The following is an 18641-nucleotide window of genomic DNA, read 5'->3' as shown; positions in this document are numbered from 1 at the left end:
TTTTTGGGCATTTTGTGGCATTTTTGCTGCTTTGCTCACGACAATAAACAGAGAATAAGATGAATTTATTTGGAAAAGTCACTAGGGCTTCGCTCTATTTCGTAGCTGCTTTTGGCGCTGCATTTGCACATGCAGCAGAGAACATGCCTGGTGGCCCAGCTGTTAATCAGCTGAATTTCACAGCCCCTGCTACCAAAATCATGCAAGAGATCCATTGGTTGCATTGGATGATGTTGGTAATTTGCGCTTTAATTTTTATTGGTGTTTTTGGAGTGATGTTCTATTCCATCTTGAAGCACCGTAAATCATTGGGTCACAAATCAGCATCTTTCCACGAGAGCACGACTGTTGAAATCATTTGGACAGTCATTCCACTGTTGATCGTTATCGGCATGGCATTGCCAGCAACAAAAACTGTTGTGGCAATGAAAGACACCACTAACTCTGATATCACTATTAAGACCACTGGTTATCAGTGGAAGTGGGGTTACGACTACATCAAGGGTGAAGGCGAAGGCATCAGCTTCTTATCTACCTTATCAACATCACGCGAAGCAATTAACAACTTGGCACCTAAATCAAATACCTATTTGATGGAAGTAGACAATGAAATGGTTGTGCCAGTAGGTAAAAAAATTCGCTTGATCACTACTGCTAACGACGTTATTCATGCTTGGACTATTCCGGCGTTTGGCGTAAAGCAAGATGCCATCCCAGGCTTCGTTCGTGATACCTGGTTTAGAGCTGACAAGATTGGCACATTCCGCGGTCAGTGCTCTGAGCTTTGTGGTGCAGAGCACGCTTTCATGCCTATCGTTGTCAAAGTAGTTTCACCAGAGGACTACACCGCTTGGGTTGCTGAGAAGAAAAAAGCAATGGGTGCAGGCGGCGATGATCCATCGAAGGTTTATACCTTGGACGAACAGAAAGAGCGCGGCGCAAAAGTCTATGCAGCGAACTGTGCAGCTTGTCACCAGCCAAATGGCAAAGGTGCTGGCGCATTCCCAGCATTGGATGGCAGCAAAGTGGTCAACGGACCTAAAGCAGGCCAATTTAATATTTTGCTGAACGGTAAAAATGCAATGCCGAAGTGGGCAGGCGTGCTTTCCGATGGAGATATCGCAGCCGTTATTACCTATACCCGTAATTCATGGGGTAATAAAACGGGTGAAGTGATTCAGACCCAAGAAATTATTACCGCACGCGGCCAGTAAATCAGATTAACTAATACAGATAAAACGAAACCGGAGTAATCCATGAGCACAGTCTCTACTACCCACGACCACGCACACGATCACGCGCATGATGATCACACGCCACACGGATGGCGTCGTTGGTTGTTTGCAACTAACCACAAAGACATCGGCACGATGTATTTGATCTTCTCATTTGTTAGCTTGTTAGCTGGCGGTGTGATGGCATTGGGAATTCGACTGGAATTGTTCCAGCCTGGACTGCAGTTTTTCCGTCCTGAGTTCTTTAATCAGCTAACCACTATGCATGGTTTGGTAATGGTGTTCGGCGCGATCATGCCGGCATTCGTTGGCTTCGCGAACTGGATGGTGCCTTTGCAAATTGGCGCATCTGATATGGCGTTTGCTCGTATGAATAACTTTAGCTTCTGGATTCTTCCGGTGGCTGCAAGCTTGTTATTTAGCTCATTCCTAGTTCCTGGCGGCGCTCCATCAGGTGGTTGGACTATCTATGCTCCGCTGACCTCGCAAATGGGTCCTGGCATGGACATGGCTATTTTTGCTCTGCATTTATTGGGCGCCTCTTCCATCATGGGTTCGATCAATATCATCGTCACCATCTTGAATATGCGCGCTCCTGGCATGACTTTGATGAAAATGCCAATGTTCTGCTGGACTTGGTTGATCACTGCTTATTTGTTGATTGCTGTGATGCCTGTATTGGCTGGCGCAATCACTATGGTTCTGACTGACCGTCATTTCGGTACCTCATTCTTCTCCGCAGTTGGCGGCGGCGACCCAATCATGTTCCAGCATATTTTCTGGTTCTTTGGTCACCCAGAGGTTTACATCATGATTCTTCCTGCATTCGGAATCGTCAGTGAAATTATTCCAACATTCTCCAGAAAAACATTGTTTGGCTATAGCTCAATGGTTTATGCAACCGCATCTATTGCGATCTTGTCATTCATCGTTTGGGCTCACCACATGTTTGCAACTGGCATGCCTGTAACTGGCCAGCTGTTTTTCATGTACGCAACAATGTTGATTGCTGTTCCAACTGGCGTGAAGATTTTTAACTGGGTTGCAACAATGTGGAAAGGTTCGATGACTTTCGAAACTCCAATGTTGTGGGCTATCGGCTTTATCTTCGTTTTCACCATGGGCGGCTTTACTGGTTTGATCTTGGCAATGGCACCAATTGATATTGGTGTTCAGGACACTTACTACGTTGTTGCGCACTTCCACTATGTATTGGTAGCGGGTTCATTGTTTGCCATGTTCGCTGGCTTCTACTACTGGTGTCCTAAGTGGACTGGCTTTATGGCTAATGAAACTCGCGGCAAGATCCATTTTTGGACTTCCATGATTTTCTTTAACATCACATTCTTCCCAATGCACTTCTTGGGCTTAGCAGGCATGCCACGTCGTTATGCCGACTACCCTACTCAGTTTGCTGATTTCAATATGGTTGCTTCAATCGGCGCATTGGGCTTTGGCTTGTCGCAGGTCTATTTCTTGTTCTTCGTTGTGCTTCCTGCATACCGTGGTCAAGGTGAAAAAGCACCGATGAAGCCATGGGATGGAGCTAAAGGTTTGGAGTGGACCATTCCTTCTCCAGCGCCACATCACACTTTTGAAACTCCGCCTAGTGCAGAGCAAATGCGTGAAGCAGGAATTTAAGCCTTCAGAGAAGCAAGCCCTTGCTGCGAATAATCGCAGGATGGGCTTCATTCTTTTGAGTGTTGTATTGGTATTTTTTATTGGAATTGTGATTAAACGGAGTATGTTGGGTTAATCCCGCGATGACAATGGTTTCAACTCAATCACTGAATCGCCAAATTTTATTAAAGCTCTTAATTGCAGCGGTAATGATGTTTGGATTTGGTTACGCACTAGTCCCAATGTATAAAGCCTTGTGTGAGGTTACCGGGATTAATGTTGTAACAAGCAAAAATGACTATGGTGTCAGAGCTTTCAGCCCAAATAGGGTTGGCAATACCCAAGTTAACTATGCACGTACGGTGACGATTGAGTTTGACTCTAATAGCCGAGGCCCGTTTACTTTTAAGCCGGTAAAGAATTTTTTAGAAGTGCATCCTGGTGAAATGACTGAGATTGTTTATGAGGTCACTAATAATCAGAATCGCCAAGTGCGAGCACAGGCAATACCAAGTTATGCGCCTAAAAGCGCAACAGAATTTTTTACAAAGTTAGAGTGTTTTTGTTTTCAGGAGCAGACACTAGCGGCAAATGAAACTAAAAAGATGCCGGTAGTTTTTGTGATCGATGCGGGTTTACCGGACGATGTGAAAACCATTACTTTGTCGTATACCTTCTTTGAGTTGGGTATGGGTGGTACACCACCTGCTCCAAAGTCAAAGGTGGTGTCGTGAAGAAAAAAAGTAGTTTTATGCAGTCTATGAAGGCCGTGATGTGGGGCTTCTTGGGTGTGCGTAAACAATCAGGTTTGCAGGAAGATGTAGCTTCACTCAGTTTTGTTCACATTATCATTGCAGGTGTTGTTGGCGCCTTGATTTTTATGGGTGTCCTCCTGTTGATAGTGAAAGCAGTTGTGTCCCATTGATTATTTTTTGATTGAATAGAGAGAATAAGATGTCATCCAATTCAACCCCATACTATTTCGTCCCTGGACTATCTAGGCATCCTGCCATGGCTGCTGCCGGCTTAATTGCATTTGGCGCTGGTATGTCTGGCTGGGTAAATCACACTTCTTGGGGCGGTGCTCTGAGCTTAGTTGGTGTGGCATGGGTTCTATTTGTGCTCTACCACTGGTTCGGCGATACGATTGCTGAATCTAATGCTGGCAAGAATGGTGTCAACGTTGACATTTCTTATCGCTGGTCAATGGCTTGGTTCATCTTCTCAGAAATCATGTTCTTCGGAGCATTCTTTGCAGCCCTCTTTTACGCACGCAATATTGCAATGCCTTGGATGGGTGATGTTGAAAGCAAATTGCTTTGGCCTAATTTCCAGGCTGTATGGCCAAACGATGGTCCTGCTGGATTGGTTGAGAAATTCACCACTATGGGTCCATGGCCGATTCCAACCATCAACACATTGTTGCTGTTGAGCTCTGGCGTAACTATTACTATTGCTCACCATGCATTGGTAGAGAACCACATGAAGAAGGCCATTATTGGCTTGGCTGCAACTGTTGGTCTGGGTTTCATCTTCTTGTGCTTCCAGGTTTTTGAGTACTACCATGCTTACCATGAGCTCAATTTGAAGCTCACATCAGGTATCTACGGTTCCACATTCTTTATGTTGACTGGTTTCCATGGTTTCCACGTTTTCCTTGGCGGCACCATGCTGGCGATCGTATTGCGCCGTATGATTCGTGGCGACTTTACTGCTAAACATCACTTCGCTTTTGAAGGTGCTGCTTGGTACTGGCACTTCGTTGACGTAGTCTGGCTTGGCCTGTACATCGCTGTTTACTGGATGTAAGTTGAATAAAAATCGGGGCTTAAAAGCCCCGATTTGTTTTAGTGCTCTTGTTTTGTGCGTTAACGATTAATTAGTTCCAACCTTGATGCCGGTAGCCTCAATGAGGCCAAAGTAATGGGCCAGGAGGATGCCTAAAAATAGTGCGACCGATAATCCAATGCGCAGCATCAACGAATGAACCATTCGGGAACTATTTCCCCTATCTTTCATCATGTAATACAAAGCCGATCCTAAGCTAAAAACAATCATTAGTAGGACAATAGGAATAATCCACTTCATCTCAAATCCCTCAATTGAATAAGCTGTTTTTTGCCCTCGTTGCCAAGCGCATAGTCGCTACTTTATCAGCCTTGCTGGTCATTGCGATCGGCTGTGGTGCTGGGGTCTGGCAACTAAGCAGGGCTAATACCAAAATTGCCTTGGCAGCGACTTTACAGGCTCGCCAACAAATGCCTATCTTGAGTGCGAATGCAGGACCATGGACTTTGGAAGAGGCGGGTGAGCGTCGCATGAGTGCTCGTGGACAATATATTCCTGAGGCGGCAGTTTGGTTGGATAACAGGCCAAGACCTATTCCACCTGAAGGTAGTGCCACCGCACAGTCTGGCTTTTACCTGATGATGCCTTTGATGCTTGAGGGGAGGCATGAGGTCCTTTGGGTCAATCGAGGTTGGGCACCGCGTAACAATGAAAATCGTGAAACGCTGCCGCCAGTGCAAACTCCAAACAAGGTAGTCAATATTGAAGGTATCGTATTTGCTCATCCGGGGAAAGTCTATGAGCTGGGTAGTAGCAAGATTTCTACTGATATCAACAAGCCAAGAATTGAGCAAAATTTTGATTTAACGGCTGAAGGCAAGCTGCATGGTTGGAGCCAAGCGCCCTTTATCTTGCGTGAGCTTGAGGTTGGTGCGGTGGATGGCTTAATCCGCGATTGGGCACCCCTGACAAGCGGAGTCGATCGCCATTATGCTTATGCATTCCAGTGGTTTGCCTTGGCTCTTGCTGGATTTTTATTTTGGTTACTAAATGGCCTGCGGCAATATAAACGACAGGAATTAGCGAATGGGGATCAAGAGTGAGTGATAAAGAGTTATTAATTCCGGCTTCACAGATAGATGCATCTGCTATTAATGCGCGTACGCGTCGTGGCCGCATTCAGATGTTGTTGCTATTGTTAGCCTGCGCCTCCCCAGTTCTTGCCTCTTACTTTGCTTATTACGTGATTAAACCTGAGGGCGGAAAAACCAATTTCGGAACACTCGTATATCCAGCGCAAGAGTTCAATGCGGCGTGGCTTGATGCCCCACTCCAGGGTAAGTGGACTCTCTTGGTTGCTCGTCCAGCTGGTGAATGTCACATCAAAGATGAGAAATGTATTGAAGCTTTATTTCTGATGCGCCAAACCAGAGTGGCTATGGGTAGAGAAAGTGGACGCTTGCAATTGATCTGGGTGAATACAGATGGTAAGCCTGTTGACCCTGAGGTCCTCAAGATTTATGACGAAAAGACGGCGGGGCTTAAGGTACTTACATTGCCCTCCGACCCAAAGCAAAGGGCTGACTTTGAGGCTTGGTTAAATAAGGAAGGTGTAGGACAGGAAATTCAGTTGATTGACCCAAGTCCTGCCAAGATGATGTATTTCCCAGTGACAAATTCCCCTAAAGAATTTTCTAGTATGAAGAAAGACTTGGAAAAGCTTCTGAAGTTAAATCACAAGGGCGAAAGTTTGTAATGCCCAGTCTGATTTTATTTCTGGAGCTGGCAGCCATCGCTATTATTTTTGCTGGCCTACCGCTCTTCTTCATTTGGAAAAAGCCTGGCTATAGCTTGTTGCAAAAACTCAATTGGGTCTTGGTCTTCATGACCTTTGATCTAATTGTATTTGGTGCATTTACACGCCTTACTGACTCTGGGCTGGGCTGCCCTGATTGGCCTGGATGCTACGGCACCTCCAATCCTTTTCATGCGCTTGGCGATATTCAGCAAGCTGAGAGCGCCTTGCCGACTGGGCCTGTGACGGTCATTAAGGCTTGGATTGAAATGATTCATCGCTACTTAGCTATGACAGTAGGTACATTGATTTTGGTACAAGTGGCTATTGCATTTTCTAAACTGAAGTCCTTAGGAAAAAATCCTTTACTCGGCAGCTTGGGCTTGCTCTTATTAGTCTGTGTTCAAGGTGCCTTTGGTGCTTGGACTGTTACCCTGAAGTTGCAGCCAATCATCGTTACGATTCACTTGATGTTGGCCTTGATCTTATTGGCTTGCTTAACAGCGTATGCGCAGCAGTCATGGGAGAGCAAGTCCTCTGCTATTCGTACCATTCGCGTACGGCCGCTTTCTGGGCAACTCCTCACCCTTTCTTTTATTGTTTTATTCACCCAGGTTTTCCTAGGTGCATGGGTGAGTACTAATTACGCAGTACTAGCTTGCCCTGATTTCCCCACCTGTTTGGGTAGTGCCTGGCCTGAGACTAATTGGAGTGAGGGCTTTACACTCTGGCGTCAATTGGGGCTCAATGCTCAAGGAGAATTTATTTCCCCTGCGGCATTGCAAACGATCCATTGGGCGCATCGCCTTTTTGCCATGCTGGTCTTGGTCGTGCTTGGTACGATGGGCTGGAGCGCTCTTGCGCTGGCAACCCCAGTTCTATCAGGCCTTAGTCAAGTAGCCAAGCTTTTGCTGGCGGTACTTTTATTGCAAGTCATCACTGGTATTTCTAATGTGGTGTTTCAGTGGCCGTTAATGGCTGCTTTATTACACACTGCTGGCTCTGCAGCTTTGGTATTCTGTTTGGTCAGAATGAGTTATTGGGCTTCTTGGAAGCCTTTCATTCAAAAGAAGATGGCGTAAATATGAGTGACTCTAAAACAAGCGCACCTGTGGCTATGCCACGTTGGCGTCAATATTGGGTTTTAACTAAACCGAGAGTGACTCAGCTCGCCGTTTTTTGTGCGGTGATTGGAATGTTCTTGGCGACGCCCGGCATGGTTCCCTACCCAGTGCTCTTTGGTGGCATCGTTGGTATCTGGCTTTTGGCTGGTGCCGCATTTGCAGTGAACTGTTTGATTGAGCAAGCTGTTGATGCCAAGATGAAGCGCACTGCTTGGCGTCCATCGGCCACCGGCGAAGTCACGCCTTTTCACATCATTATTTTCTCAATTGTTCTAGGTTCACTTGGAATGATTATTTTGTGGAATTTCTGTAACCCATTAACAATGTGGCTAACACTTGCCACCTTCGTTGGTTATGCAGTGATCTATACCTGGTTATTAAAGCCTGCCACGCCGCAAAATATTGTCATTGGCGGTTTATCTGGCGCAATGCCACCAGCCTTGGGCTGGGCCGCAGTGACTAATACCGTTTCTGCAGAAGCTTGGCTTTTAGTTCTGATTATTTTCGTATGGACTCCTCCGCATTTCTGGGCATTGGCTTTGTATCGTCGCGATGACTATGTTCAATCGGGCTTACCAATGTTGCCAGTAACTCACGGAGAGCGTTTCACGCTTCTCAATATCGTGCTTTATACCCTGATTTTGATTGCAGCTACGATGCTGCCCTATATTTACGGGATGAGCGGTATGGTGTATTTAGTCTCCGCAATTATTCTGGGATTAATGTTCTTAGCCTACGTGCTTGCGCTATTTATTTCCTACAGCGATGCGTTGGCTAAAAAGACATTCCGATTTTCAATTACCTATCTTTCGCTACTCTTTGCAGCGCTCTTGATAGATCATTATTTCCTCTGAGATCAATATGAATTTTCTGCGCATTTGCTTTTTAGCAATTATTTGTTTTGTATTGAGTGCTTGTAGCCCAAAGCCAGAGTTTAAAAATATTGATATCACTGGTAGTACGGCGTTTGGCAAAGACTTTAGTTTGGTAGATCCTGATGGCAAGGTTAGAACCTTGGCAGACTTCAAAGGCAAAGTGGTTGTGATGTTTTTTGGATACACCCAATGCCCTGATATTTGCCCGACCACCTTAACTGAAATGCAGCAAGTCATGACCCTCTTGGGTCCTCAGTCCGATAAGGTGCAGGTACTTTTTGTCACTGTAGACCCAGAGCGCGACACCGCAGAAATTCTGAAGCAGTATGTGCCTGCATTTGATTCCTGCTTCTTGGGTTTGCGTCCCGCAGATGAAGCCTCCTTAGAGAAGGTGGCCAAAGACTTTAAGATTTATTACAAGAAGGTGCCAGGAGCAAAGCCGGGCTCTTACACAATGGATCACACGGCAGGCAGCTATGCATTTGATCCTCAAGGTCACCTACGTTTGTATATCAAGCACGCCCAAGGTCCAGAGACCTTGGCACATGACTTGAAAGAATTGCTGAAGTAAGAAAAGTTAAGAAGTTTGCTGTCTGCAAACTTCTTGATTGATTAAGCTGCTTGTAGCAAGCCGCGCATCTTTTTGAGAGCGGCAGTTTCAATTTGGCGAACGCGTTCTGCGGAGATGCCATATTCATCGGCTAGGTCATGCAATGTTTTCGTGCCATTACCTTCGGCATCCATCGCTAACCACCGAGATTGCACAATATTGCGACTACGCTCATCTAAAGCCATCAGTGCTTGGTCTAGTTTGGGGCCTTGAAGGGCATCCGCTTCAGCACTAGCAATGCGAGCGGTAGGCTCTTGAGAGTTATCTGCTAACCATTGAATAGGAGCGTAAGCAGACTCATCGTCGCTGTCATCGCCTTCTAAAGCGATATCCCCACCAGCAAGGCGAATTTCCATTTCTTTAACGTCAGAACCTTTGACATCAAGTGCTTTAGCCAATGCTTCAACTTCACTAGGTGTAAGCGCACTTAAGGTAGGTTTGTTGCTGCGTAAGTTAAAGAATAATTTGCGTTGTGCTTTAGTAGTTGCAGTTTTTACTAAGCGCCAATTCTTGAGAATGTACTCATGAATTTCTGCTTTGATCCAATGGATTGCATACGACACTAAACGTGCACCATTGTTTGGGTCATAGCGTTTAACGGCTTTCATCAAGCCAATATTGCCTTCTTGAATTAAGTCGGCATGCGGGATTCCATAGCCAAGATATTGGCGAGCAACAGAAACTACTAAGCGTAAATGAGAGAGTACTAAAGTTTTAGCGGCATCGACATTTTCAGTACGACGAAATTCCTGCGCAAGATGTAATTCTTCTGCAGCACTAAGCATTGGTACGCGATTAACGTACGAAATGTATGAGTCGAGAGTGCCAACCCCAAGAGTTGGCAGCATTGGAAATGCAGACGCCGACGCAGTCTGCGCGACTGGCAGCGTTTGCAAATTCGGTTTGTCGGATTTCTTTTGAACCATTTTTTCTTATAAATATGAGGTGTTAATAGAAGTCTATTTTAGCACTCTTGTCAAGAGAGTGCTAATGGTTTTAATGACCTGTAAGCTATTGATTTAATTGAATAATTCAGATGAATATTGTTCTGCTGTGAAGGGGGCTAAATCTTCAATCCCTTCGCCCTTGCCTAGGGCTAGAACAGCGGGTTTTGGGCCATCTTGTAGGGTGTGGGCTAGGGCGCAGATCACGCCGCCCTTAGCAGTGCCATCAAGCTTTGTAACGATGATTCCAGTTAGGCCAAGAGCGGCATGGAAGGCCTTTACCTGGCTCAAGCCATTCTGTCCGGTATTGCCATCCAAAACAAGCAGGGTGTGATGAGGTGCCCCAGGAAGCACTTTACCAATGACGCGTTTTACTTTCTTAAGCTCTTCCATGAGGTTGTCTTGGGTAGCAAGACGGCCTGCAGTGTCAATGATGAGAATATCGTTCTTGCGAGAGATGGCAGCATGAATGGCGTCGTGTGCAACGGCTGCTGCATCACCACCTTCTTGAGTAATAACGTCAACCTGGTTGCGTCCACCCCACTCCTGAAGCTGATTACGTGCCGCAGCTCTAAAGGTATCGCCTGCAGCTAAAAGAACTGACTTACCTTGAGACTGAAAGAGTCGGCAGAGTTTGCCAATGGTCGTAGTCTTGCCGGCTCCATTTACCCCTACAACCAACCATACCTCTGGGGTGTTAGGCTTATCACTTGTAAACAGTGGGTTTGGTAAAGGTTCAATAGCAGTTAATAGGGCGCTGACTTCTTGAATGAGAAGAGCTTGCAACTCTTCTGGACTAGAAGCCTTTTCAGACTTGGCTGCTTTGCGTAGTTTGGTGATGAGTTGTTCAGTCGTAGGTAGACCCACATCACTTTGAATGAGTGATTCTTCTAAAGTTTCAAACCAAGATTCATCAATCTTGCTTGATTTGAAAAGGGATCCGAGGGTTTTACGTAAGCCGAACATAATCGATACAATTTAAACCTTGCATCTTATCAATTTAATTCTAGGGATATGGTGATTTAGCAGATGCTTTCCAATTTACTCCGAATTTCCTTTTTATTCTTCGTATTTAGCCAGCTGACTTGGGCTGCTGGTCCTGATTCAGGGGATACGCATGAGTATCGGTTGAGCAATGGCCTCAAATTGATTGTCAGGGAAGATCATCGTGCGCCAACAGTAGCTCATATGGCTTGGTATCGTGCTGGCTCCATGGATGAGGTCAATGGTAAGACTGGAGTGGCTCATGTGCTTGAGCACATGATGTTTAAAGGTACTGACAAAGTAAAGGCAGGCGAATTTTCTCGCTTGGTAGCCGCGGTCGGTGGGCGCGAAAATGCATTTACCTCGCGCGATTACACCGCTTATTTTCAGCAAGTTGAAAAATCAAAATTAGAAGACGTAATCAAGCTTGAAGCAGATCGGATGTCTAACCTCAATTTTGATGATGCAGAATTCTTAAAAGAAATTCAGGTCATCATGGAAGAGCGTCGCTTACGAACAGAAGACAATCCAAGTAGTTTGCTCAACGAATCATTAATGGCAACTGCTTATATGAGTTCTCCATATCGCCACCCCGTTATTGGTTGGATGAATGACTTAGAGAATATGAAGGCATCCGATGCGCGAGATTGGTATCGCAGTTGGTATAAGCCAAACAATGCAACCGTAGTCATCAGCGGTGATGTGGATGCTAAAAAAGTATTGAATATGGCGGAGAAGTATTACGGCGCTGCCGTTGCTCATGAGTTGCCAGTGCGTAAGCCACAAATTGAGCCACCTCAAAAAGGTATTAAGCAGGTTCAGGTAAGGGCGCCAGCTGATAGCGCTCAACTAACCATGGCTTGGAAGGTGCCCCGTCTCGAGCCTGGCAAGCTGGATGACCCCGAGCCATATGCCTTAGAGCTTCTGACAGCAGTGCTGGATGGCTATGACAATGCCCGCTTAAATCGCACTCTCGTTAAGCAGGAAAAAGTAGTGAATGATGTGGGTGTTGGCTACGACATGATTTCTCGTGGGCCAGAACTATTCTTAATTAGCGCCACGATGGCTAAAGGAAAAACAGTCGATCAGGCTCAGGTAAGCATCCGGAAGGCGCTTGCCGAATTAAAGCAAAAAGGGATTCTGGAGTCTGAGCTCAAGAGAATTAAGGTGCGCATTCTGTCTGAGCAAATCTATAAACGGGATTCTATCTTTGGCCAAGCAATGGAAATTGGCAGCACAGAGATGGCAGGATTTTCTTGGAAGGACATCGATTACATGTTAGAAAAAATGCAATCCATTACTCCCGCACAAGTTCAAGCTGTTGCTAAGAAATACCTAGTTGATGAAGGTCTCACGATTGCGGTATTAGATCCTCAGGTGCGTCAAGCTGCCGGTAAGGAGGGCAAATGATGAATCTCTTCATTAAAGGTATATCAGTTTGCCTCTTTACTTTTGGCTTGCTTGGTAATGCGCACGCCATCTTGCCGATCGAGAAGTTAGATTCTTATAAGGGCGCCAAGGCATATTTAGTACAAACCAAAGCGTTGCCGATGGTAGACATTGAAGTGAGCATTGATGCAGGCGATCGCTATGACCCTGCTGGCAAAAGTGGCCTAGCCGATATGGTTGCAGGCCTGATGAATTATGGGGTTAAGAGCGAAAAAGGGGTTCTCACTGAAGCTCAAATAGCTGATGAAATCGCTGATCTTGGAGCAAATATTGGCTTATCTGTGAGCGGCGAGCGAGCAATCTTGCGCATTCGCAGTTTGAGTCGAAAAGACTTGCGCGATAGAGCAGTACAACTAGCTGCTGCTATGTTGAGCGCGCCGACTTACGATTCAAAGATTGTTGAGCGTGAGAAACAAAGAACGATAACAAGTTTGCTTGAGGCGGAAACAAAACCCGAGTTTGTTCTCGAACGTCGTTTTAAAAAATCAGTATATGGAAACTATCCCCTAGCTGATTCGCCAACAGTGAAATCAGTTGCTGCTGTAAGCGCGAATGACCTAGTGCAATTTCATAAGCTGTTTTATCGCGGTGATCGCATGATTGTGAGTATTGTTGGCGATATTGACCGTGCTCAAGCGGAGGAAATTGTCAAAGCTTTGTTAAAGCAGATTCCTGCTTCAGGTCAGCCTATTGCGAAGTTGCCTGAACTCGAGCGCTCTCCTGTGGAGCCTCTGGCACAAAGAGAAATTCAAATTCCTTTTGACTCTCAGCAGGCCCACATTGCTATGGGGATGACGGCGGTTGCTCGCAACAACCCTGATTACTTCCCCTTACTAGTTGGTAACTATGTTTTAGGCGGCGGCGGTTTTGTCTCTCGCTTGATGGCTGAGGTGCGTGAGAAGCGCGGTCTGGCATATAGCGTGTTTAGTTACTTTATTCCTGGAAAAGAGAATGGCATTTTTCAAGCAGGTCTACAAACCAAGAGTGATCAGGCTGCGCTGGCTTTAGAGGTGATGAGTTCTACCACTGCTCAATTTATTGCTGATGGACCCACTCCATCTGAGCTTATGGCTGCTAAAGCAAACCTAGTGAACGGTTATCCACTGCGAATTGATAACAATCGTAAGTTGTTGGATAACGTCTCTTCAATTGCATGGAATGACCTGCCGCTCGATACGATGGATGTATGGACTAAGCAAATTGAGGCGGTAACTTTAGAGCAGGTAAATGCTGCATTCAAAAAATATCTTGCAATGGATCGCATGAAGATTGTTGTATTGGGAGCAAAAAATAAATAAGCCCAATAAAGCAAACAAGCCTCTAAAGACTGAGCCGCCGAAGAAGGTGCGGATTATTGGGGGTAACTGGAGAAGCCGTTTGCTAACGGTTTTAGATCTTCCGGGTTTGCGTCCTACAACTGATCGTATTCGGGAAACGCTGTTTAATTGGCTAGGACAAGATTTAACAGGTTTGCGATGCCTAGACCTTTTTGCGGGTACCGGTGCCTTGGGTTTTGAGGCTGCATCAAGAGGTGCTGTATTGGTAGTATTGCTTGAGAAAGAAAAAAGGGCTTGCGCAAATTTAACGGCCAATTTTGCCTTATTGCAGTCTTCACCAGCCGCCGGCCTCGTAGAAATTTTGCAACGAGATAGTCTTGAGTTTCTGAAGCAGCAGGCAGATCGTTCCAGCAACTTAATTTTTATTGATCCACCATTCCAAGATTCGAGTCTATTGGAACGCGCGGTTATTGAGGCTGGTAGAGTATGTGATGACTCTGCGGGCGGTGGTATTTATGTGGAATTTCCCTCTAGCCGCCCACGCGAGGAGGTAGAAGCCCTGTTACCAGGCTGGCATTGTGGAAAATACTTAGAGGCTGGGCAGGTAAAAGCTTGTCTATTTCGGAGTGGAAGGGACTAAACTCTTGCCTGTAGCCGATAAAGCCTTAGGAACGTTATGACAGTTGCCGTATACCCTGGAACATTTGATCCATTTACTCGTGGTCACGAGGACTTGGTACGCCGTGCATCGAGTATTTTTACAGAGTTGATTGTTGGCGTTGCGGACAGCCGTAGCAAGCGCCCCTTCTTTACATTGCAAGAGCGTATTGATATTGCCAAGGAAGTGCTTGGCCACTACCCGAATGTAAAAGTCGTTGGCTTTACTGGTTTATTAAAAGATTTTGCACGCGAGCATCAAGCGCGCGTGATTGTGCGCGGTTTACGTGCGGTATCTGATTTTGAGTATGAGTTCCAAATGGCAGGTATGAATCGTTACCTGCTTCCTGATGTTGAAACGCTATTTTTGACTCCATCCGATCAGTATCAATTTATTTCAGGTACCTTCGTACGTGAAATTGCATCAATGGGTGGTGATGTGAGTAAGTTTGTTTTCCCATCAGTGGAAAAATGGCTAGTCCAAAAAATTGCTTCAGGCACTCAGAATAAAGAGTGACCAAATGAAATTTGGCGAGTAAATCATGGCGTTAATGATTACGGACGAATGCATCAACTGCGATGTCTGCGAGCCAGAGTGTCCGAATGATGCCATCTACATGGGTTTGGAGATTTATGAAATCAATCCCGATAAATGTACTGAATGCGTAGGTCACTATGATGCGCCCCAGTGTCGCCAGGTTTGTCCAGTCGACTGCATTCCATTTAACCCTGAGCACACCGAAACCCAAGATCAATTAATGGTGAAGTTCACGCTCTTAACTGCTGCTAAAAAAGTCAATACAGCTTAAGCAGCCTAGCCCTTGGAGTGCAAATCCATCATGGCGTTTTGAGTGTCGCCTTTTAAAAAGAGCGGCAAAATTTGTAGACCATTTTCAATGCTGGCATCAATGAGTTTTTGCTCAGCCAATTGAGGTCTACGTAATACATAATCTGCCACATCCATAGGACGTCCATCACCAGCCACATCTCTGGGGTGGCCAATGCCCAGGCGTAAGCGCCAATAATCCGGGGTACTTAAATGCGCTTGGATATCTTTCAAACCATTGTGACCACCACTCCCTCCACCTAACTTCAGGCGTGCAGTACCAGGCTTTAAATCCAGCTCATCTTGGACTACCAAAATATCTGCAGGGGTGATTTTGTGAAAGCGGCATAGCGCGCCAACCGATTGCCCACTCAGATTCATGTAAGTGCTTGGCTTGAGTAAGTAAAGATCTTCGCCTTCCCACTTAGCTTTGGCAACTTTGCCATGAAAGCGTTTTTCAGATTCAAAACGAGTGCTTAGTTGTTTTGCCAAGGCGTCAACGAACCAGAAGCCAGCATTGTGCCGATCTTCTACATGCTCATCTCCAGGGTTGCCTAGGCCAACAATTAATTTAGTCATGCTGAGAGTTTAAAGATATAAAAGCATTTCGCCAAAAAAGAATGAAAACTGGGGGCAATAAAAAAGGCCCGCTTGCGCAGGCCTTCTTGTACAAGCGATTGAGCTAAATAATTAAGCTTTATCCTTTGGTGCCTCAGCTGCAGGGGCAGCCGCTGCTGGTGCAGCAGGCGCATCTGTAGGCTCAGCAGCTTTAACTGCTGGGATACGTGCGTTAGCAAGTACTGGGTTCTCTTGCTCAACATGCAATACCAAAGTAACGCCTTTTGGCAATGCGATGTCTTTAGCGTGAATACCGTGACCAACTTCAATCTTCGCCAAGTCCACTTCAATGAACTCTGGCAAGTCTGCTGGCAAGCAAGAAACTTCGAGTTCAGTAAGGATGTGGCTAATAACAGCGCCTTGCAATTTCACAGCAGCTGAAGTGTCAGCATTTGTGAAGTGCAATGGAACGCGCATATGAACTTTCTCAGTCGCAGATACGCGCTGGAAGTCAATGTGCAATACCAATGGCTTGAATGGATGCATTTGGTAATCGCGCAACAACACTTTTTGTGTCTTACCGCTAATTTCCAAATCCAAAATGGATGAGTGGAATGCTTCCTTACGGAGAGCATGGAACAACGCGTTGTGGTCTAACTCGATGACCAAGGCTGGATCTTTACTACCGTAAACGATTCCCGGAGTTTTTCCGGAATTGCGCAGACGGCGGCTCGCACCCGTTCCCTGTACGCTTCTTTCAAAGGCAACTACTTTCATGATGATTTCCCTAGTTAAGGTTAATTTCCGTTCGCGACCAAACAGAAAAGCCTTCGATTATATCGTGGGAAAGGGTGTTTTTGCCTACAAAAGGCTTAAAACTGCCAAAAACCGGGGTAAAACGGTGATTTTTGGCTTATTCAGCAAACATCGACATCACTGAATCACCTTTGCTAATGCGGGAAAGGGTTTCAGCGAGGATCGGAGCAACGCTCAATTGGCGAATTTTGGAAACTTTCATGGCCTCTGCTGTCAAGGGGATGGTGTCAGTAACAACCAACTCATCCAATTCAGAAGCAGCAATACGAGCTACAGCGCCGCCTGAGAGCACGGCGTGAGTACAGTAGGCGGTAACGCCCTTAGCACCACGCTCTTTAAGCGCTTCAGCGGCTTTACAGAGGGTTCCGCCGGTATCGATGATGTCATCCATGATGACGCAATGGCGACCTTCTACCTCGCCAATAAGGTGCATTACTTCGGATACGTTTGCTTTAGGACGGCGTTTATCAATAATCGCCAAATCAGTGCCCAATTGCTTAGCCATTGCACGGGCTCGAACCACACCACCAATGTCTGGAGACACGATGATCAGATCTTTTTTAGTTTTCTGCGCTTCTAAGTCAGCCAAAAGGACTGGGGAAGCATAAATGTTGTCTACCGGGATATCGAAGAAACCCTGAATTTGGTCGGCATGCAGATCCATGGTCAAAACACGCTCAATGCCAGCTACTGACTGAAGCATGTTGGCCACAATGCGAGCGGAAATAGCTACGCGGGCAGAACGAGGGCGGCGGTCTTGACGGGCATAACCGAAGTAAGGAATCACTGCGGTTATGCGGCTTGCAGATGCTCGTTTCAGAGCATCAATCATGATCATGAGTTCCATCAAGCTGTCATTTGTAGGTGCGCAGGTTGATTGGATCACCACGACATTCTTGCCGCGGACGTTCTCTTGAATTTCTACTTGAATCTCGCCATCAGAGAATCGGCCAACAAAGGCTTTTCCCATTGGGAGTTTGAGTTCTTTGGCTACGGCCTCAGCCAAAACGGGATTTGCGTTGCCTGTGAAAAGAGTCAATAAATCTGCGTTTGTGGAGGACATAGTCTTATGGGTTTTGTGGGGTCAAAAGGTTATCTTTATCGTTTCTACAGTACTTGGCAGGGGAAGAAGGATTCGAACCTTCGCATGCTGGAATCAAAATCCAGTGCCTTAACCAGCTTGGCGATTCCCCTACAGGTCAATCTGAAGAAATCAAATTGTAAGCGGGATTTTTATTTAGCCCCCGAACAACCCGACCTACCCACCCTTCAGGAAGATTTTGTAGAAGATTTTCTAGTTTTGCGGTATCAGTCTTAGGGTCTAAGACTGCGAAAACGCTACTACCAGAACCAGACATTCGGGGCTGAGAGCCCGGTACTGCCTGGGTAATCCAATCCAAAGCTTGCTTCACTTCTGGGCAAATCCGCATCGCTACAGCCTGACAATCATTCGATTGATATAACAATGGCGATGCAAGAAAGCCATCAATTGTAATCTGAGCGTGATCTCGGGTCAATTCCGGGTCTTGAAAAATGCTAGCAGTGGCAATGCCCTGATTGGGGAAGATCACCAAGAAATCAGGGGTTTGGAGGGAAATTTCTTGAATTTTCTCCCCAATGCCTTCAACAAAGGCATTTTGACCAAAAATGAAGAAGGGGACATCGGCACCGAGCTTAAGCCCTAGGGTGCAAAGCGTTTCTTTGGAGAGATTGAGATTCCAAAGGGCGTTAAGACCAATCAATGTAGTTGCTGCATCAGACGACCCGCCCCCCATGCCTGCACCCATCGGAATTTCTTTGTGAAGAGTAATTTCAACGCCAGCCTCAATCTTGCAAAATTCTTTTAGTAGCTTAGCTGCGCGAACCACCAAATCTTGCTCGGAAGGAACTCCGGGAATTGGATTAATGCGGCGCACTTCATTTTCAGAAATGCGTTTTAAGTGGATGGTGTCACACCAGTCAATTAGTTGAAAAACAGATTGAAGTAGGTGATAACCATCTGCTCTACGTCCGATGATGTGTAAAAAAAGATTGAGCTTAGCCGGCGAACGAAGAGATAAAGAATCGGGTTTCGCCATTGTTC

General features: G+C 46.0%; 23 protein-coding genes and 1 tRNA gene. 16 read left to right on the top strand and 8 right to left on the bottom strand.

The window, feature by feature from the left end:
• Nucleotides 1-143 precede the first annotated feature (143 nt).
• The 6 genes from coxB to ICV90_RS09535 are packed head-to-tail and all read left to right on the top strand — an operon-like array spanning nt 144 to nt 4664.
• On the top strand, nt 144-1214 hold the full coding sequence (coxB, locus tag ICV90_RS09560; RefSeq protein WP_371743898.1) for a cytochrome c oxidase subunit II: 1071 nt from the start codon (nt 144-146) through the stop codon (nt 1212-1214).
• Between the two features lie 42 nt (nt 1215-1256).
• Nucleotides 1257-2876 (top strand): cytochrome c oxidase subunit I, encoded by a 1620-nt coding sequence (gene ctaD / locus ICV90_RS09555; RefSeq protein WP_215358693.1) that lies wholly within the window; start codon nt 1257-1259, stop codon nt 2874-2876.
• On the top strand, nt 2860-2991 hold the full coding sequence (locus tag ICV90_RS10315) for a cytochrome oxidase small assembly protein (protein WP_251367727.1): 132 nt from the start codon (nt 2860-2862) through the stop codon (nt 2989-2991). The genes ctaD and ICV90_RS10315 overlap by 17 nt, the downstream gene beginning before the upstream one ends.
• Before the next feature lie 13 nt (nt 2992-3004).
• On the top strand, nt 3005-3589 hold the full coding sequence (locus ICV90_RS09545; RefSeq protein ID WP_215360463.1) for a cytochrome c oxidase assembly protein: 585 nt from the start codon (nt 3005-3007) through the stop codon (nt 3587-3589).
• A gap of 17 nt (nt 3590-3606) precedes the next feature.
• Complete coding sequence (locus tag ICV90_RS09540; RefSeq protein ID WP_083564235.1) at nt 3607-3780, top strand: DUF2970 domain-containing protein; 174 nt, start codon at nt 3607-3609, stop codon at nt 3778-3780.
• 29 nt (nt 3781-3809) lie between these two features.
• Entirely contained in the window at nt 3810-4664 is an 855-nt protein-coding gene (locus ICV90_RS09535) for a cytochrome c oxidase subunit 3 (RefSeq protein WP_215358691.1), read from the top strand.
• Nucleotides 4665-4730: 66 nt separating this feature from the next.
• Here the strand turns inward: ICV90_RS09535 and ICV90_RS09530 are convergent, their stop codons facing one another.
• Nucleotides 4731-4943, bottom strand: a complete 213-nt coding sequence (locus ICV90_RS09530; RefSeq protein WP_215358690.1) for a twin transmembrane helix small protein — start codon at nt 4941-4943, stop codon at nt 4731-4733.
• Between the two features lie 14 nt (nt 4944-4957).
• On the opposite strand from ICV90_RS09530, the gene ICV90_RS09525 reads away from it, so the two are divergent.
• The 5 genes from ICV90_RS09525 to ICV90_RS09505 are packed head-to-tail and all read left to right on the top strand — an operon-like array spanning nt 4958 to nt 9008.
• Nucleotides 4958-5746: an SURF1 family protein gene (locus tag ICV90_RS09525; protein ID WP_251367726.1), complete on the top strand. Its 789-nt coding sequence runs from the start codon at nt 4958-4960 to the stop codon at nt 5744-5746.
• On the top strand, nt 5743-6399 hold the full coding sequence (locus ICV90_RS09520) for a hypothetical protein (RefSeq protein ID WP_215358689.1): 657 nt from the start codon (nt 5743-5745) through the stop codon (nt 6397-6399). Before ICV90_RS09525 ends, ICV90_RS09520 begins: the two co-directional genes overlap by 4 nt.
• The gene (locus tag ICV90_RS09515) at nt 6399-7520 is read left to right on the top strand and encodes a heme A synthase (protein WP_215358688.1); all 1122 of its coding nucleotides are present in this window, start codon (nt 6399-6401) and stop codon (nt 7518-7520) included. The genes ICV90_RS09520 and ICV90_RS09515 overlap by 1 nt, the downstream gene beginning before the upstream one ends.
• A gap of 2 nt (nt 7521-7522) precedes the next feature.
• Entirely contained in the window at nt 7523-8416 is an 894-nt protein-coding gene (cyoE, locus tag ICV90_RS09510; RefSeq protein WP_215358687.1) for a heme o synthase, read from the top strand.
• Nucleotides 8417-8423: 7 nt separating this feature from the next.
• The gene (locus ICV90_RS09505; RefSeq protein ID WP_215358686.1) at nt 8424-9008 is read left to right on the top strand and encodes an SCO family protein; all 585 of its coding nucleotides are present in this window, start codon (nt 8424-8426) and stop codon (nt 9006-9008) included.
• A 41-nt stretch (nt 9009-9049) separates the two neighbouring features.
• Here ICV90_RS09505 and rpoH read toward each other — a convergent pair whose 3' ends face one another.
• Together rpoH and ftsY are read right to left on the bottom strand one after the other, a co-directional pair.
• Complete coding sequence (gene rpoH / locus ICV90_RS09500) at nt 9050-9973, bottom strand: RNA polymerase sigma factor RpoH (RefSeq protein WP_215358685.1); 924 nt, start codon at nt 9971-9973, stop codon at nt 9050-9052.
• A gap of 93 nt (nt 9974-10066) precedes the next feature.
• The gene (gene ftsY, locus ICV90_RS09495; protein ID WP_215358684.1) at nt 10067-10957 is read right to left on the bottom strand and encodes a signal recognition particle-docking protein FtsY; all 891 of its coding nucleotides are present in this window, start codon (nt 10955-10957) and stop codon (nt 10067-10069) included.
• 63 nt (nt 10958-11020) lie between these two features.
• Between ftsY and ICV90_RS09490 the strand changes: the two genes are divergently transcribed.
• From ICV90_RS09490 to ICV90_RS09470, 5 genes are read left to right on the top strand one after another with little or no spacing between them, the layout of a single operon-like run.
• A complete protein-coding gene (locus tag ICV90_RS09490; protein ID WP_215358683.1) occupies nt 11021-12385 on the top strand; it encodes a pitrilysin family protein in 1365 nt (454 codons plus the stop codon).
• A complete protein-coding gene (locus tag ICV90_RS09485) occupies nt 12382-13722 on the top strand; it encodes a pitrilysin family protein (protein ID WP_251367725.1) in 1341 nt (446 codons plus the stop codon). Before ICV90_RS09490 ends, ICV90_RS09485 begins: the two co-directional genes overlap by 4 nt.
• Before the next feature lie 46 nt (nt 13723-13768).
• Nucleotides 13769-14341 (top strand): 16S rRNA (guanine(966)-N(2))-methyltransferase RsmD, encoded by a 573-nt coding sequence (gene rsmD, locus ICV90_RS09480; protein WP_251367724.1) that lies wholly within the window; start codon nt 13769-13771, stop codon nt 14339-14341.
• Between the two features lie 36 nt (nt 14342-14377).
• Complete coding sequence (coaD, locus tag ICV90_RS09475) at nt 14378-14875, top strand: pantetheine-phosphate adenylyltransferase (protein ID WP_215358682.1); 498 nt, start codon at nt 14378-14380, stop codon at nt 14873-14875.
• A gap of 25 nt (nt 14876-14900) precedes the next feature.
• Nucleotides 14901-15167, top strand: coding sequence for a YfhL family 4Fe-4S dicluster ferredoxin (locus tag ICV90_RS09470; RefSeq protein WP_215358681.1), 267 nt, complete (start codon nt 14901-14903; stop codon nt 15165-15167).
• A 5-nt stretch (nt 15168-15172) separates the two neighbouring features.
• Here the strand turns inward: ICV90_RS09470 and pth are convergent, their stop codons facing one another.
• The 5 genes from pth to ispE form a co-directional block, all read right to left on the bottom strand.
• Nucleotides 15173-15763 carry an aminoacyl-tRNA hydrolase gene (gene pth / locus ICV90_RS09465; RefSeq protein WP_215358680.1) on the bottom strand — a complete coding sequence of 197 codons (591 nt, stop codon included), beginning with the start codon at nt 15761-15763 and terminating at the stop codon, nt 15173-15175.
• A gap of 111 nt (nt 15764-15874) precedes the next feature.
• Nucleotides 15875-16519 (bottom strand): 50S ribosomal protein L25/general stress protein Ctc, encoded by a 645-nt coding sequence (locus ICV90_RS09460; protein ID WP_215358679.1) that lies wholly within the window; start codon nt 16517-16519, stop codon nt 15875-15877.
• A 136-nt stretch (nt 16520-16655) separates the two neighbouring features.
• Nucleotides 16656-17621 carry a ribose-phosphate pyrophosphokinase gene (locus tag ICV90_RS09455; protein WP_215321077.1) on the bottom strand — a complete coding sequence of 322 codons (966 nt, stop codon included), beginning with the start codon at nt 17619-17621 and terminating at the stop codon, nt 16656-16658.
• 54 nt (nt 17622-17675) lie between these two features.
• Nucleotides 17676-17752, bottom strand: a tRNA-Gln gene (locus tag ICV90_RS09450).
• A 5-nt stretch (nt 17753-17757) separates the two neighbouring features.
• On the bottom strand, nt 17758-18636 hold the full coding sequence (ispE, locus tag ICV90_RS09445) for a 4-(cytidine 5'-diphospho)-2-C-methyl-D-erythritol kinase (RefSeq protein ID WP_215358678.1): 879 nt from the start codon (nt 18634-18636) through the stop codon (nt 17758-17760).
• Nucleotides 18637-18641 lie beyond the last annotated feature (5 nt).

Origin of the sequence: Polynucleobacter sp. JS-JIR-II-b4 (assembly GCF_018687815.1) — a bacterium.
GTDB lineage: Bacteria > Pseudomonadota > Gammaproteobacteria > Burkholderiales > Burkholderiaceae > Polynucleobacter.
Note: the sequence above shows the minus strand (reverse complement) of the source record. Positions and strands in the feature narration are given on the sequence as shown.